Genomic DNA, 14033 nt, shown 5'->3' with positions numbered 1-14033 from the left:
ATTCCTCCGGATACATGCCTCGATCGGAGAAGCATACGGATTGCCGGTCCGATCCGTTCACGCCGGAACCGTCGAATTCGAGTGGCCTTCGGTGACGCGATGTCCGCGCCTCTCGGGCAGGGCCCGGGACTACGGTGCCCGGCGTCCCGTGCGGAGGCCCGGGCCCACGAGTCCGGTTTCGTAGGCGACGATGACGAGTTGGGCGCGGTCGCGGGCGTGGAGCTTGGCGAGCAGGCGGCCGATGTGGGTCTTGACCGTGGCCAGGCTGAGGTGGAGGTGTTCGGCGATCTCGGTGTTGGACAGGCCCCGGGCGGTCAGGCCGAGGACCTCCAGCTCCCGGTCGGTGACGCCGTCCAGGGAGCGGATGGGCGGACGGGCGGGCTCGGGGCGGCGGGCGAACTCCGCGATGAGGCGGCGGGTCACCGAGGGGGCGAGCAGGGCCTCGCCCGCGGCCACGACGCCGACGGCGGCGAGGACCTCGGTCGGCGGGGTGTCCTTGAGCAGAAAGCCCGCGGCGCCGGCGCGCAGGGCGGCGTAGACGTACTCGTCCAGGTCGAAGGTGGTGAGGATGAGGACGCGGACGTCGGACAGGGCCGGGTCCGAGGAGATCCGCCGGGTCGCCTCGATGCCGTCGAGGTCGGGCATGCGTACGTCCATCAGCACGACGTCCGGCCGTTCGCGGCGGGCGAGTTCGACGGCCTCCGCTCCGTTCGCGGCCTCGCCCACGGACGTCATGCCGGGCGTGTGGTCGACGAGGGCCCGGAAGCTGCCGCGCACCATCGCCTGGTCGTCGGCGATCAGCACCCGGACCGGGGGCACGTCGGTCATGGTCATCGGTTCCCTTCGACGGGCAGGCGGACGGACACCGCGAAGCCGCCCTCCGGCCGGGGGCCCGCCTCGAAGCTGCCGCCGTACATCATCGCCCGTTCGCGGATTCCCAGGAGCCCGTGTCCGCCCGGGAGTTGGCGGGCGGGATGCCGGGGCGCGGACGGTGGTCCCTCGTCCGTGATGTCGATACGGACCTCTCGTTCACCGGCCTCCACCGTGACCCGGCAGCGGGTCGGGGCGGCGTGCCGGACCGCGTTGGTGAGGGACTCCTGGACGATCCGGTAGACGGTCAGCTGTGTGCCCTCGGCCAGGCCCTTCGTGGCGCGCACCGTCAGGTCGACGTCCACCCCCGCCCGGCCGGCCTCCGCCGCGAGCGAGTCGAGGTGGTCGAGGCCCGGTGCGGGCCGCAGCGGTGTGCCCTCGGTACGCAGTACGCCGAGCGTGCGCCGCATCTCGGCCAGCGCGGAACGGCTCGTCTCCTCGATGACCTTGAGGGCGGCCCGTGCCTCGCCCGGGTCGGCCTCCGCCACATGCCCGGCGACGCCCGCCTTGACGGCGATCAGGCTGAGGTTGTGCGAGACGATGTCGTGCAGTTCACGGGCGATCCGCAGACGCTCCTCGTCCAGTGCGCGCTGCGACCGGCGCCGCTGCTCCCGGACGGTCTCGGCCCGGCGGCCACGCACGACGAACCCCGCGCCCCAGGCCCCGCCGATCACCAGCAGCGCGAGCCCGGCCACCCCGGCGGCGGCCTGCCCGTCCCCGACGGGAGTGACCACCGCCTCGCCGAGGTACACGGCACCGCCCGCCACCGGCAGCGCCACCGCGAGGGCGGGCACGGACCGTCGGGCGGGCTCGGCCAGTGCGACGAGGTAGGCCGCGAGCCCGGCGGCGGCGTACGGCTCGCGCGGGATGTCGAGGAACGACGCCGTGGCCAGGGCGGCCAGGACGGTCACCAGGACCGCGAGCGGCCAACGGCGGCGTACGGCGATCGGCAGGCCGACCGCGCAGGCGATCAGGCAGCCGAGCCAGAACGGCCCTGTGTAGACGGGCTGGCCGTCTACGGCGGACAGCCGGGCGAAGCCGATGTAGACGGCGGTCAGGGCCAGGGCCGCGCCGAGGTCGAGGGCGTGGAGATGGCGCTGTCTCCTGGGCTTCATGCGCCGACCGTACGTGAACGTGCGCACTCAACCGGCCTGTCCGAGCAACGTCATCAGTCCGAGCGTCACCAGTGCCAGCGGTACCCAGCGCAGCACCACCGCCCGGCCGGGGCGGGGCGCTTCGGAGAGCAGGGCCCATCCCAGCGGCACCAGTGCCGCGCACAGTCCGGCCAGTGCCAGCAGCGACAGCGGGGTGGTTCCCTTCAGGACGCCGAGGGGCAGTGCCGCGGTGAGGGCGAGTGCGGTGGCGCGGAGCGGGCCGAGCACCCTGGTGCGCCAGGCGCCTAGGGCGACGACGATCCACCCGGCGACGATGGCGAGGTTCAGCGTGGCGAAGACGTGGAAGGCGCCGTAGCCCGCCGAGACGGTGTCGGCCGCGGGCCCGGCCCCCTGGGACCGCGCCAACTGGAAGGCCAGGTGGTCCGCCCCCGCGTGGAAGGCGCGGGCGAACAGCCCGAACATCACCAGGACCCCGCCCCACAGGCCCCAGCCCGCACTCCGCGCCCCGATCCGCGCGGCCAGCACCGCGACCGCGGGCCACAGCAGCACGCCGCCCGCGGCGAAGAGGCCGTACGCGGTGGCCATCAGGGTGGGGTGCCGCTCGTACGCGGCGAGTTGGCCGGGGAAGAAGAACGGGAAGCGGGCCCGCAGCAACGCGCCGGCCAGCATCAGGAGGGGGCCCAGCACCATCGCGGTGCCGCCCACCCAGCGGCCGGGGAAGCCGGTCGTGTCCCACCGGTCCACGGGGAGCGCGTCCCGCAGGCGGACGCCGATCGGGGTGGCCGGAGCGGCTGAGGCGACCGCGGATGTCGTCGGATTCGTCATGCCGAAGACGATGCCGTCATCGTCCCCGCGGGTCGTCGGACCAGGACCTGAACCGCGGGGTCAGACCTGGGTATGACCCGGCGCCCGAACAGGACGGCCTCCAGATCGTCTACGACGGATTCCCCGGCGTCGACGCGCGCTCCCTTTCTCGCCCTCTCGCCCTCTCGCCCTCTCGCCCTCTCGCCCTCTCGCCCTCTCGCCCTCTCGCCCTCTCGCCCTCTCGCTCCTAGCCTGTCGGTGGTTGAGTGACGGTGATGCGCCAGATCACCGAATTGGCCGCCGCGAACTTCCATGCCAACTCGCGTATATCGGCGCGCGGTATTTCGGCGGTGAACGCTCCGTTCCCATCACCGCACCGGGATCCGGCGAGGGTTTTCCCGGCGGCGGTGATGTCGAACGTGGAGGGGCCCGCGCATGTCCACATCACCGTGACGGACGCGGCTTTCCGCGCGGACTCGGGGAGGGTGACACCGCCCGTGCCATGACCCGATCCCGTGTACAGCGTCTTCGAACCGACAGGCACCGGTGACTGGACCGGATCGGGAAGGCGGTCGGGGCTCGTCGGGGTCTGCGGTGTCGCCCCCGGGTTGGCGGTCGCCCCAGGGGTGGCGGTCGCCCGGGCGCCGGCCCCGCCGGAACAGGCCGACACGAGCACCAGGGCCGACAGGCCGAAGGCCAGCAGGGAGGGCTTCATCAGATCGTCCTCGACTCAGGAGTGGGCGATGTAGGGCGAGAGCGCCGGGAGCTTGGCGGTCCCGTGGTTGGAGACGATCCACTTGCAGCCACCGTTCGTGGAACCCCGTTCCCACTTGAAGGAGTATCCCTTCGAGCCGAGGGCCAGCCATCCGTCCTTCTGGCTCGCCGGGACCTTCCACGACCCGCTGAGGGTGACGGTGGTGGTCTTGGCGTAGGAGATCGAGCCACTGATCGTCTCCTCGGCAGAGGCGACGAGGACCGACTCGCTCAGCTTGGCGGCGTACGTGAAGGTGCCGGTCCAGGTGTGGCCCTTGGCCACCGATACCGAGAGCGTGACGCCGGACTGGCCGTAGACGGTCTTGCTCTTGTCGCCGACGAAGACACTCTTGACGTTGTAGAAGCGGAAGCCCGGGTCGGGCGGACAGCCGTCCGGGTGCACCGGGACGTCAGCGGCGTCCGGCGCCTGAGGGATCGGGTTCCCGTCCTGATCGACGTTGACGGTCGTGGGGGCGTCGTCCGCAAAAGCGGTACTCACTCCCCCGGCCCCTGTGGTGAGAAAAACAGTCAGCGCAGCGGCTGTGCATGCGCGAGTGAACGCGGCATTCATCGTTGCCTCCCTTTGACCCCCGTGCGGGAGTGGCGTGAACAGAACATCACGCAATGCCTGGGTGATCGTCAAGAAAATGCGAACGATCTGAGCGAGCCTTGAGCTTGGCGTCGGCGATATTCCCGTTCCGTCAGCACGAAGAGACCGGACGAGCATGAAAAGAATTACCTTCCCCATGCCTCCCTTTACCCAATTAAGGGAAATCAGGACTTGATCCTTGATCCCGGAATCGATCTTTCATGACAGTCCGCCGGACGGCGCCAAGCCGCTGCCCTCGGGAGTGTGTCGGCGGCTGGATGCCGTCACTGATGCCGTCGCCGTGAGGGAGGCGGCTGCCAGCAGGGTCATTGCCGTGGTGGGTGAGGTGAGTTGGGCGATGGTGCCTGCCAGGGCGGCGCTCAGGCCCTGGAGGGTGAGCATTCCGGCGGAGTGCAGTCCCAGGGCGTGGCCGGTCAGTTGGGCGGGGACGAGGGTCATCAGGCGTTCCTGCTGGACGAGGCTCGCGCCGAAGCCGACGGAGGCCACGGTGACGGCGGCGGCCGCGAGGGGGAGGTTCGGGCCGAGGGCGAAGAGCAGGTAGGGCGCGGCCAGCAGCAGGAGCAGGGGTGTGCCGAGGCGGGGGCGCAGGGCGGGTGGGGCGAGGCGGCCGACGGTGACGTCTCCGACGAACATGCCGAGGGCCGCGCAGGCGAACAGGGTGCCGGCCGCTTCGGGGGCGTAGGAGACGTAGAGCGATTCGCAGCCGACGATCAGGCCGTTGGGGATCCACAGGGCGAGGTAGAGGTGGCGGCGGGGGCGGGAGGACCACAGCAGGGCGTTGGTACGCCAGGTCTCGGCCGCCGACGGGCGGCCCTGGGCGCGGGGCGGGCGCGGGGTGAGGCCCAGGCGCAGGACGACGGCCGCGGTGACGTACAGCGCGGCCGACAGCAGCAGGGCGGCTCGCGGGGACAGGGCAGCCAGGAGGACGCCGGCCACCGCGTAGCCGGTGATCTGGAGCAGGCCGCTCATCATGTTGAACAGCGAACGGCCCAGCAGGTAGCCGCCCTTGCCGTCCGCCCCGGCCCCGGTGCCCGCCCCGGTGCCCGCCGGCGACAGGATCTCGTTCAGCAGTCCCCAGCGCACTCCCCCGCCCAGCGAGGCGATCAGGCCCTGGAGGAGGACGACGGTGAAGAGGGCGGCGAGCGGGAGGCCGGGCAGCGCCATGAGCGCCGTACCGGCGGCGAAGGCCAGGGAGATGCCCGTCATCGTGGCCCTCGGGGGCAGCCGGTCCGCGCCGGAGAGGAGGACGGTCGCGCCCAGCACCTGGGCCAGCTGCGGGCCGAGCATGCTCACCGCCGACAGCAGCGGCGACTCGGTCGCCCGGTACACCAGCGTGCCGAGCGCCAGCCCCGCGATCGTCTGGGCGGCGACGTTGGCGGCGGAGGAGAGGAAGAGCGGGGTGAACTCCGGGGTGCGGAAGAGGTGGTGGTAGCTGCGCATGGCGAGAGTCTTCGGCGGGCCGGACGTCGTCGTTATTGTTTCGCGCGGACGCGAAAGGTCGGACGGGGCGAGGGAAGCGGGAGGGTTGCTCATGGGGTGGTGGCAGGTCAACGCCGACACCCTCGCCGGCAGCCGGTTCGTCCTCTCCCCGCTCGCCGAGGTCTTCGCCTGTCTCCAGCTGCTGCACCGGGGCAGGCCCGCGCACCCGGGCGAACAGGCCTGGCTCCGCGCCCACCTGCCCGGCTACCGGGCCCGGCTGGCCGCCGACCCGGTGGCCGCGCGGCTCGTGCGGGCCGGACTGGGCCGGTCCTGGATCGCCGACTTCCTCACGCCCACACCGAGGGACCGGGAGACCTTCGAGGAGGGCGTGGCCCGAGTGCGGGCCGCCGACCCCGGCGAGGCCCGCGCGCACCTGCGGGTCTCCCTCGCCGGCCCGCTGCCCGCCGCACTGGAACGCGACGACCTGCCCGAACGCGCGGCCGCGCTCCTGTCGTACGTCTGGACCGAGACCGTACGACCGGACTGGGACCGGCGTCGACGGGTGCTGGAGGCGGACGTGGTGGCCCGGACCGCGCAGGTGAGCCGGGGCGGCTGGGCGGCCGTGCTGGGCTCGCTGCGGCCGGGGCGGACACGGTGGCTCGGTGACAACCGGCTCCAGGTGAACCCGCACGAGTACCCGCCCCGCGAGATCTCCGGCGCCGAACTGCTCTTCGTGCCGGTCACCCCGAAGACCGGCTGGGTGTCCTGGGAGGAGCCCGACCGGTACGCGGTCGTCTACGCCTGCGCGGGCGTCCTCGCCGACCCCGGCGCCCGGACCGTGCCCGCCTCGCTCGGCGCGCTGCTCGGGGGCGCGCGGGCCGAGGTGCTCGGCCTCCTCGGCTCCCCCCTCAGCACCAGCCAGCTGGTCGCCGTGACCGGGCAGGCGCTCGGCTCCGTCGGCCGGCATCTGCGGGTGCTGCTGGACGCGGGGCTGGTGGAGCGGCGGCGGGCGGGGCGGTCGGTGCTGTACTCGCGGACCGCGGCGGGCGAGGTGCTGCTGAAGGCGGCCGGAACCTCGGGGTCCGGTCAGGGGGACGCCACCTCTCGGAGTTAGGCTCCGCTGCATGACGACTGTAGACAGCAACGGTGTTTCCCCCCTCCATGTCGAGATAGGCGCCCTCCAGGGCGGCGCCGCCGACCTCGCGCAGTACGCCGGTCAGGCCGTGCTCGTCGTGAACGTGGCCTCCAAGTGCGGCCTGACCCCGCAGTACACCGGTCTGGAGCGGCTGCACGCGCAGTACGCCGAGCGTGGCTTCACGGTCCTCGGGGTGCCCTGCAACCAGTTCCTCGGGCAGGAGCCGGGCAGCGCCGAGGAGATCGCCGAGTTCTGTTCGGCGACGTACGGCGTGACCTTCCCGATGACCGAGAAGGTCGAGGTGAACGGCGAGGACCGGCACCCCCTCTACGAGCGCCTGGTCGGCTTCGCCGACGCCGAGGGGCACAACGGGGACATCCGCTGGAACTTCGAGAAGTTCCTGATCGGCCGGGACGGCCAGGTCGTCGCCCGGTTCTCGCCGCAGACCGAGCCGGAGGCCGCGGAGCTCGTGGCCGCGGTGGAGAAGGCGCTCGGCTAGACGGTCGTTGACCTTGCCCCTGGGGCAAGGGCGAGCCTCCTGGTCACCGGGCGGACAGAGCCGCCCGGTGACGGAGGATGACTCGGGTGGACGACGAACTGCTTACCATCGGCGCGTTCGCGGCCCGGTCCCGGCTCTCGGCCAAGGCGCTACGGCTGTACGACCGGCTCGGGCTGCTGGCACCGGCGCACGTCGACGAGGTCAGCGGCTACCGCTACTACCGCGCCGACCAGATCGAACGCGCCCGGCTCGTGGCCCTGTTGCGGCAGCTGGACATGCCGCTCGCCCGGATCGCCGAGGTGGTCGGGGCGGCCGGGGCGGGCGACGGGTGCCGGGCCGCCGACCGGCTCGCCGCGTACTGGGCGGACGTGGAGGCGAGGTTGGCCTCGCAGCGGACGCTCGCCGAGTACCTCCGTGGACGGCTGTCGGGGAGGAGCTCCGAGATGTACGGGAAGTTCGCGGTCGAGACGGTGGACGTGCCGGAGCGGGTGGTGATCACCGAGAAGCGGCACACGCTGGCGGACGAACTGCCCGCCTGGATCGGCGCCTCGCTGGGGCGGCTGGAAAAGGCCTCCCGGGAGTGCGGGGGCAGCACGGCGGCGCCGTACGTCGTCTACCACTCCGAGGTGTCGATGGAGAGCGACGGCCCGGCCGAGTCCTGCGTACCGGTGGCCGACGAGGCCGCCGCCCGGGCGTGGGCCGCGCGGCACGGGCGGGCCTGGGAGACGGCGGTACGGGTGGAGCCGGCCCGGCGGCTGGCGTACACCCGGATCACCAAGGCTCAGGTGGCCCATCCGCAGATCCTGGCGGCCTTCGAGGCGGTGGAGGAGTGGATGGCGGCCCGGAGGCTGAAGCAGACGGGGCCCTGCCGCGAGGTGTACTTCGCGGACTGGGAGACGGCGGGCGCCCAGGACCCGGTGTGCGACGTGGCGTTCCCGGTGGGGTGAAGCCGGGCCCGGACACAGGCCGGGCGGTGACACAGGCCGAGCCCCCTCGGCTAGGACGGCGATCTGGTCGAGAGGGCTCTTCACTGTGGCGCTTGTGCAGTTGTTTTTCGTCTGTTTCTCGTGATCGTGATCGTGGTCGGGCCGGATCGGAAGGACCCGGCCTCCTACTTGACCGAGGCCACGAAGGCGTTCCACGCGTCTGCGGGGAACGCCACCTTGATCCCGTCGGGGCCGACCTTGGTGTCCCCCACGTGCAGTGAGGTCTCGTCGGTCGACCGCACCATCACGCACGCGCCGTTGTTGTTGGTGTACGAGGACGTCATCCACGTTTCCGTGGCACCCAGGCGAATCGCCATGTTTGCTCCGTTAGACAGTAGCGCCGTTCGGTTCTCGCCAACCTTTGCTGATCGTTGGCGTGATCGACGCTACTCGCCGCCCTCCCCTTTAGGAGCAGTCGTTCACTCTTCTGGATGGCATATTCCAGAGGATTCTTCCAGTGGAACCGGTCCGTGGTGTATATTCCCGCCCTTCCCACCGGAAACGGCTCAGCGGGCGTACTCCTTCGCCACGTCCTCGATGAGTTGGCGCGACTGGTCGACGTTCAGCGCCTGGGCCCGCAGGTGCTCGTACATCACCGTGTACTTCTGCACGTCGTGGGCCTTCTCCAGGTAGAGGTCGCTGGTGACGCCCTCGATGTACACCACGCTGGAGTCGGCCGCGTCGGCGAACTCCAGGATCGAGTACTGGCCGTTGATACCGGGATGCGCGCCGACGTCGAACGGCAGCACCTGCACGGTGATGTGCGGCCGCTGGGACGCCTCCGCCAGGTACTCCAGCTGCTCGCGCATCACCGGCCGGCTCCCCACGACCCGGCGCAGCGCGGCCTCGTCGAGGACGACCCAGAGCCGGAGCGAGTCGTGGTCGGCGGCGATACGATCCTGCCGCCGCAGCCGGACCTGGGCGCGCTTGTCGATCTCGGTGTCCGAGGTCTCCGGCGAACCGCCCCTGATGATGGCCTCGGCGTAGGCGCGGGTCTGCAACAGGCCGGTGATGATCTGGGGTTCGTAGACCCTCAGCGACTCGGCGTCGGTCTCCAGGCCGATGTAGACGCTGTACGGGATGTCCCCGAACGCGTGCCACCAGCCCTGCTGGCGCGAGTCCTTGGCCATCTGCATCAGTGAGTCGACGACGCGCTGGTCGTCGACCTCGTAGACCCCGCACAGGTCGCGGACGTCACGCTGGCTGATGCTGCGCCGCCCGTTCTCCAGGCGGCTGATCTTCGACTGCGACACCAGGAGGCGCTCGGCGACCTCCTCGGCTGTCATGCCCTTGAGCTCGCGGAGCCGGCGCAACTCCTGGCCCAGCCGGCGTCGCCTGACGGTCGGATTGACATTGGACGCCACGGGACGTGCACCTCCGGCTGCGTGCCTCGTACTTACCACTTTGCGTATCTGCTGTTGAGCAGACTGCCACCAAGGTGCTTTCTACCGCTGGGAAACGAGGGATATGCGCTGTGCGCGGGCTTGTCGGCGGATGTGCGGTCCTGTGCCCGCATGGCGCGCGATCCGGGTGGGCCGCAGGGCCGTGTGGTTCGCGCTGCCCGGAAAAGCGGCCGCGCGGGGCGGCGGAGACCGGTCGCCCGGTATGTCCGGACGAACGGTTCCGTCGCCCCGCGCGGACCAGCGGCTCCCGTACCGGGTCTGTTGGGGGACTGCGGTGCGGCGCTCGGTGGAGCGTGGTGCATGGTGCCTGGTAGTGCCTGGTGCGTGGTGGTGCCTTTGCTGCGGTGTGCCGTGGGACTGCGGCTCAGTGAGCCACGGCACGTGCCATGGGCCCGCGGCGCGGCTGCATCGGAACGCCGCGCGCGGGTTCCGGTGCGGGCCTGGCTCCGGGGGCGGCCTGACGGCCGGCCGGGGCCGGGTTGCGGCGCGGCTGCGCCGCCACGCCGTTCTGGACGTCCATCACGGCGTGCGCCACGAGGCCGCCCATCGGGTCGTGCCTGATCAGATCCCTGAGCCGGGAGCGGGAGGACCGCCCCTCGTTCCCGGGGTACAGATGCTTGCCGAGGCCCACCGCGTGCGCCAGCGCCGCGAGCGCCGCCGTCCGTGGGTCCGGTGGCACGCCGGTGCGGATCGCCGAATCCAGTCGGGCTCTGATCTCCCGGCTGATGTCGTTGTCCGTCGCCTGATAGCGCGTCGTCGGCAACACTCCGCACATCTGTCCCGCCACGGCATGCACCATGCCGCACCGCTCCAGATGCGAGAGGTAGGTCTGGCGCAGCCCCAGGCGGGGCCCGCCGATCCAATGGACCGCCCGCACAGGAGCGCCACGCCTTCGCAGCAACTCCAACGCGCAGTCCAGTGTTGGGTCTCCAGTCGGCCGTGGTGCTACCACGGCGATACGATCCCCGTCTGGGGCTATCCGTCCGGCCAGCGCCAGCTCCACTAGCTGTGCTCCGGCCAGACCGAGGTCGAGCGACTGCGGCTGTGCGGTGGTTCCCGTGGTCGGGTCCAACGCCAGCAGCAGAAGCTCCTCCGGAAGTGTTCTGCGGCTCCTGCCCATCCATGCCTCCCCGCGTGGATGAATGACAGGGTGACCCCTCTCACATCGGTCTGTCGAGGGTGCGTGACCTGTTTGTAGTGGAACCAGTAGGTATGTCGTTCTCGTCTACCGCTTGGGTCAGGCCCACACACAGGACACTGGTACATGGTTCGGACAGCGCGGGGGAGCGGTGTCCGGGCGGCGGTTCACGGTTCAGCAGGCGCACGGCTCACGTGCGGCAGGAGGAGGCATCGGTGGCGGGCGAGTCCCCCGACAGGTCGAAGCAGCACGGGTCGTCGGCAGAACCGACGTCGGGGAGCGCGGCTCCGGTTCCCGAGGCCAGGACCGGAACGAACGAGCCCCGCGATCCCCGCCTCGCCATGACCCGCCTCGGCGGCGTCGACACGGCGACCAAGGTCTTCTCGGTCCGCGAGGTCGCGGACGCGGCGCGGGGCGCTTCGCGCACGGACACCGGGGACGAGACGGCGGGGGCCGCGGCGTCGAGCGGGGGCTCGGGACCGGAGGGCGCCGACGCGCGGTCCGAGGGTGCCGGGCGTGAGGACGCCGGGGAGGAGCGGGGCGCCGACACCGGCGCCGCTGAGACGCGGGGCGACGCCGACACCGACACCGACGCCGGTTCGGACGCGTCCGGCGACGAGCCCCCGGCGGGTGACGACCGGCTCCGGGACGCTGTGGCCGCGTGGGTGGCCAAGGGCACCGGTGGCGCTGAGGGCGCCCAGGACGCCGGTGAGGGCGGTACGGAGGCGGAGGGCGCCGCGGAGGGCTCCGGGGGCGAGCAGGAGGCCGTAGAGCCCACTCAGGGCGAGACCGAGGATCAGAGCGGGTCGCCTGCCGGCGCGAAGGGCCCCGAGACGGACGAGACTCCGGACGACCGGGCCGACGCCGAGGCCTCCGACGGAGGCGCGGGCGAGGACGCCCGGGGCGACCGGGGCGACGCGGACGCGGAGCCGGAGAACGACTCGCGGGACGCCGCGCGCGACGAGGTCGTGGCGGCGGAGGGCCGGGAGCCGGTGACGGCGGGAGCGGCTGAGGCCGGTTCGGAGTCGACCTCCGAGACCGGCGCCGAGGCCGACGCTGACGCCGAGGCCGACGCTGACGCCGAGAGCGGCGCGGCCGGCGAGGACGGCACGCCCGCGTCCCCGGACGCGGAGGACGCCGACGTGAACGGCTCCAAGGAGGCCGGCGCTGCGGCAACGGCCGCTCCGGACGCCGAGGCCGACGCCGGCACCGACGCCAAGGCCGGTGCCGACACTGAGGACGCCGAGGACGCCGACGCGGAGCGCTCCAAGGGCGCCGACCCGAAGGGTTCCGGCTCCCCCGAGGACGGTGACGGTGGGCCCGTCGTGGATCAGCCCACCGCCGTTTTCAAGGCGCCGCGGGTGACCGGTCCCGCCGTGGACCAGCCGACGACGATGTTGAAGCTCGGCGGGGTGGCCAAGGCCGGGGAGACCAAACCCGGCGCCGACGGAAAGTCCGGGCCGGACACGAAGGCCGGGGCGGACGCCGAGTCCGAGGCGGACGCCGAGTCCGGCACGGGCAAGAAGTCCGGCACCGACACCAAGCCCGGCACGGATGACAAGCCCGGCACCGCCGACAAGCCCCCCGCCGCCGACAAGCCCGACACAGGCACCAAGCCCGGTGCGGATGCGAACGCCAGCCACAAGGCCGGCGTAGAGGCCGAGCGGGAGGCCGAGCGGACCAGTCGGTTCGTCGCGTTGAAGCCGTTGGACGATCCGGCGGCGCGGAAGCCGGCGAGGGCGGACGCGACGACGGCGTTTCCGCGGGTGTCGGGTCGGACGGACGCGACGACCGCGTTGCCGCAGGTGAAGGGGCGTGCGGATGCCACCGCGGCGGTGCCGCAGGTGGGCCCGGAGCGGACGACGCAGCAGCCGTTGCCGCCGAAGCCGCCGCTGGATCTGCTGGCGGAGCTGACGAACACGCCGCCGCCCCCGGACACCCCGGTCCGCACGGCCGTGCGCCGGGTCAAGATCTGGACCCCGCTGGTCCTGCTGCTCGCCGTGGTGTTCGCGGTCGTACAGTCCGTACGTCCGTTGCCGACCCCCGAGCTCCAGCTCACCGCCGAGGACAGCTTCACCTTCGACGGCGCCAAGGTCGACATCCCGTGGCCGGCCGACGGACAGGCCGCGCTCGACGTCCAGGGCATCGGTACGTTCGGCTCGTCCGGTGAGCAGAAGCCCGTACCGATCGCCAGTGTCGCCAAGGTCATGACGGCGTACGTCATCCTGCGCGACCACCCGCTCAAGAGCGGCGCCGACGGTCCGAAGATCGAGATCGACGCGACGGCCGAGAAGCAGTCGAACGCCGGTCAGGAATCCACCGTCGACGTGACCGCGGGCGACTCCATCTCGCAGCGCGAGGCCCTGGAGAGCATTCTGATCGCGTCCGCGAACAACGTGGCGCGGCTGCTCGCCCGGTGGGACGCCGGTTCGGAGAAGGCGTTCGTGAAGAAGATGAACGACGCCGCCGCCGACCTCGGGATGAAGAACACGACGTACACCGACCCCTCGGGCCTGAACAACACGACCGTCTCCACGGCCGTGGACCAGGTGAAGCTGGGCAAGAAGGCGATGGAGTACCCGGCCTTCCGCGAGGTCGCCGCGATGATGTCGTACGTCGACTACAAGGGACAGAAGCACGACAACTGGAACCGTCTCGTCGGCTCCAACAACGTCGTCGGCATCAAGACCGGCACCACCACCTCCGCCCTCGGCAACCTGGTCTTCGCCGCGAAGAAGGACGTGAACGGCGAGACGCGCAGGATCGTCGGCGCGGTGGTGCGCCAGCCCGCGGGCGGTACTGACAACACCATCCTGGGCGCCGCCCTCTTCGAGAGCGACAAGCTGATCCGGGCCGCGCAGGACGCGCTGAGGGCCGAGACGATCCTGAAGAAGGGCGATGTCGTCGGGTACGTCGACGACGGCCTCGGCGGCCACACCCCCGTCGTCCTCACGGAGAACGTCACGGCCGTCGGCTGGGCGGGTCTGACCGTCAAGCTCACCTTCACCGCCGACGACCTTCCGCACACGGCGAAGGCGGGCACCAAGGTGGGCTCGCTCACCGTCGGTGACGGCTCCGGCAGCGCGGTGAAGGTGCCGGTCGCCCTTCAGGACGATCTCGTCGAGCCGGGCTTCACGGACAAGTTGACGCGCCTCGGCTGATACGGGCGGAAGAAGTGCGCGGTCGCACCCCGTCGACCGGAACCCGTCCTGGTTCCGGTCGACGGGGTGCGTGCTAGCGTCACGAATCGGGGCAGGTGCCACCGTAGGGACGCGGTCACCCAACCCCGCGGGACACGACC

13 protein-coding genes are annotated in these 14033 nt (G+C 71.7%); 4 read left to right on the top strand and 9 right to left on the bottom strand.

Annotated features, from left to right (window positions below; all coding sequences use genetic code 11):
• Positions 1–129: 129 nt before the first annotated feature.
• The 6 genes from K4B79_RS25185 to K4B79_RS25160 all read right to left on the bottom strand — a co-directional run bounded on the left by K4B79_RS25185 (position 130) and on the right by K4B79_RS25160 (position 5592).
• Positions 130–834 (bottom strand): response regulator, encoded by a 705-nt coding sequence (locus K4B79_RS25185; protein WP_232029175.1) that lies wholly within the window; start codon positions 832–834, stop codon positions 130–132.
• Positions 831–1985, bottom strand: coding sequence for a sensor histidine kinase (locus K4B79_RS25180; RefSeq protein WP_232029174.1), 1155 nt, complete (start codon positions 1983–1985; stop codon positions 831–833). The genes K4B79_RS25185 and K4B79_RS25180 overlap by 4 nt, the downstream gene beginning before the upstream one ends.
• 27 nt (positions 1986–2012) lie before the next feature.
• Positions 2013–2810 (bottom strand): hypothetical protein, encoded by a 798-nt coding sequence (locus K4B79_RS25175; RefSeq protein ID WP_232029173.1) that lies wholly within the window; start codon positions 2808–2810, stop codon positions 2013–2015.
• Between the two features lie 226 nt (positions 2811–3036).
• A complete protein-coding gene (locus tag K4B79_RS25170; protein ID WP_232029172.1) occupies positions 3037–3504 on the bottom strand; it encodes a hypothetical protein in 468 nt (155 codons plus the stop codon).
• A 15-nt stretch (positions 3505–3519) separates the two neighbouring features.
• The gene (locus K4B79_RS25165; protein ID WP_232029171.1) at positions 3520–4041 is read right to left on the bottom strand and encodes a hypothetical protein; all 522 of its coding nucleotides are present in this window, start codon (positions 4039–4041) and stop codon (positions 3520–3522) included.
• Between the two features lie 309 nt (positions 4042–4350).
• Entirely contained in the window at positions 4351–5592 is a 1242-nt protein-coding gene (locus K4B79_RS25160) for an MFS transporter (RefSeq protein ID WP_232029170.1), read from the bottom strand.
• A gap of 91 nt (positions 5593–5683) precedes the next feature.
• On the opposite strand from K4B79_RS25160, the gene K4B79_RS25155 reads away from it, so the two are divergent.
• The 3 genes from K4B79_RS25155 (at position 5684) to K4B79_RS25145 (ending at position 8152) form a co-directional block, all read left to right on the top strand.
• Positions 5684–6685, top strand: a complete 1002-nt coding sequence (locus K4B79_RS25155) for an ArsR/SmtB family transcription factor (protein WP_232029169.1) — start codon at positions 5684–5686, stop codon at positions 6683–6685.
• 10 nt (positions 6686–6695) lie between these two features.
• Positions 6696–7205, top strand: a complete 510-nt coding sequence (locus K4B79_RS25150) for a glutathione peroxidase (RefSeq protein ID WP_232029168.1) — start codon at positions 6696–6698, stop codon at positions 7203–7205.
• Between the two features lie 77 nt (positions 7206–7282).
• Positions 7283–8152 (top strand): MerR family transcriptional regulator, encoded by an 870-nt coding sequence (locus tag K4B79_RS25145; RefSeq protein WP_374208509.1) that lies wholly within the window; start codon positions 7283–7285, stop codon positions 8150–8152.
• 164 nt (positions 8153–8316) lie between these two features.
• On the opposite strand, the gene K4B79_RS25140 is transcribed toward K4B79_RS25145, so the two are convergent.
• From K4B79_RS25140 to K4B79_RS25130, 3 genes are all read right to left on the bottom strand, one after another.
• The gene (locus tag K4B79_RS25140) at positions 8317–8508 is read right to left on the bottom strand and encodes a DUF397 domain-containing protein (protein ID WP_232029166.1); all 192 of its coding nucleotides are present in this window, start codon (positions 8506–8508) and stop codon (positions 8317–8319) included.
• Between the two features lie 189 nt (positions 8509–8697).
• On the bottom strand, positions 8698–9555 hold the full coding sequence (locus K4B79_RS25135) for a helix-turn-helix domain-containing protein (RefSeq protein ID WP_067434487.1): 858 nt from the start codon (positions 9553–9555) through the stop codon (positions 8698–8700).
• Between the two features lie 403 nt (positions 9556–9958).
• A complete protein-coding gene (locus K4B79_RS25130; RefSeq protein WP_232029165.1) occupies positions 9959–10714 on the bottom strand; it encodes a GOLPH3/VPS74 family protein in 756 nt (251 codons plus the stop codon).
• A gap of 233 nt (positions 10715–10947) precedes the next feature.
• Between K4B79_RS25130 and K4B79_RS25125 the strand changes: the two genes are divergently transcribed.
• A complete protein-coding gene (locus K4B79_RS25125; RefSeq protein WP_232029164.1) occupies positions 10948–13893 on the top strand; it encodes a D-alanyl-D-alanine carboxypeptidase in 2946 nt (981 codons plus the stop codon).
• Positions 13894–14033: the final 140 nt, after the last annotated feature.

The sequence above is a fragment of the Streptomyces lincolnensis genome (assembly GCF_021173675.1).
Lineage (GTDB): Bacteria > Actinomycetota > Actinomycetes > Streptomycetales > Streptomycetaceae > Streptomyces > Streptomyces lincolnensis_B.
Note: the sequence above shows the minus strand (reverse complement) of the source record. Positions and strands in the feature narration are given on the sequence as shown.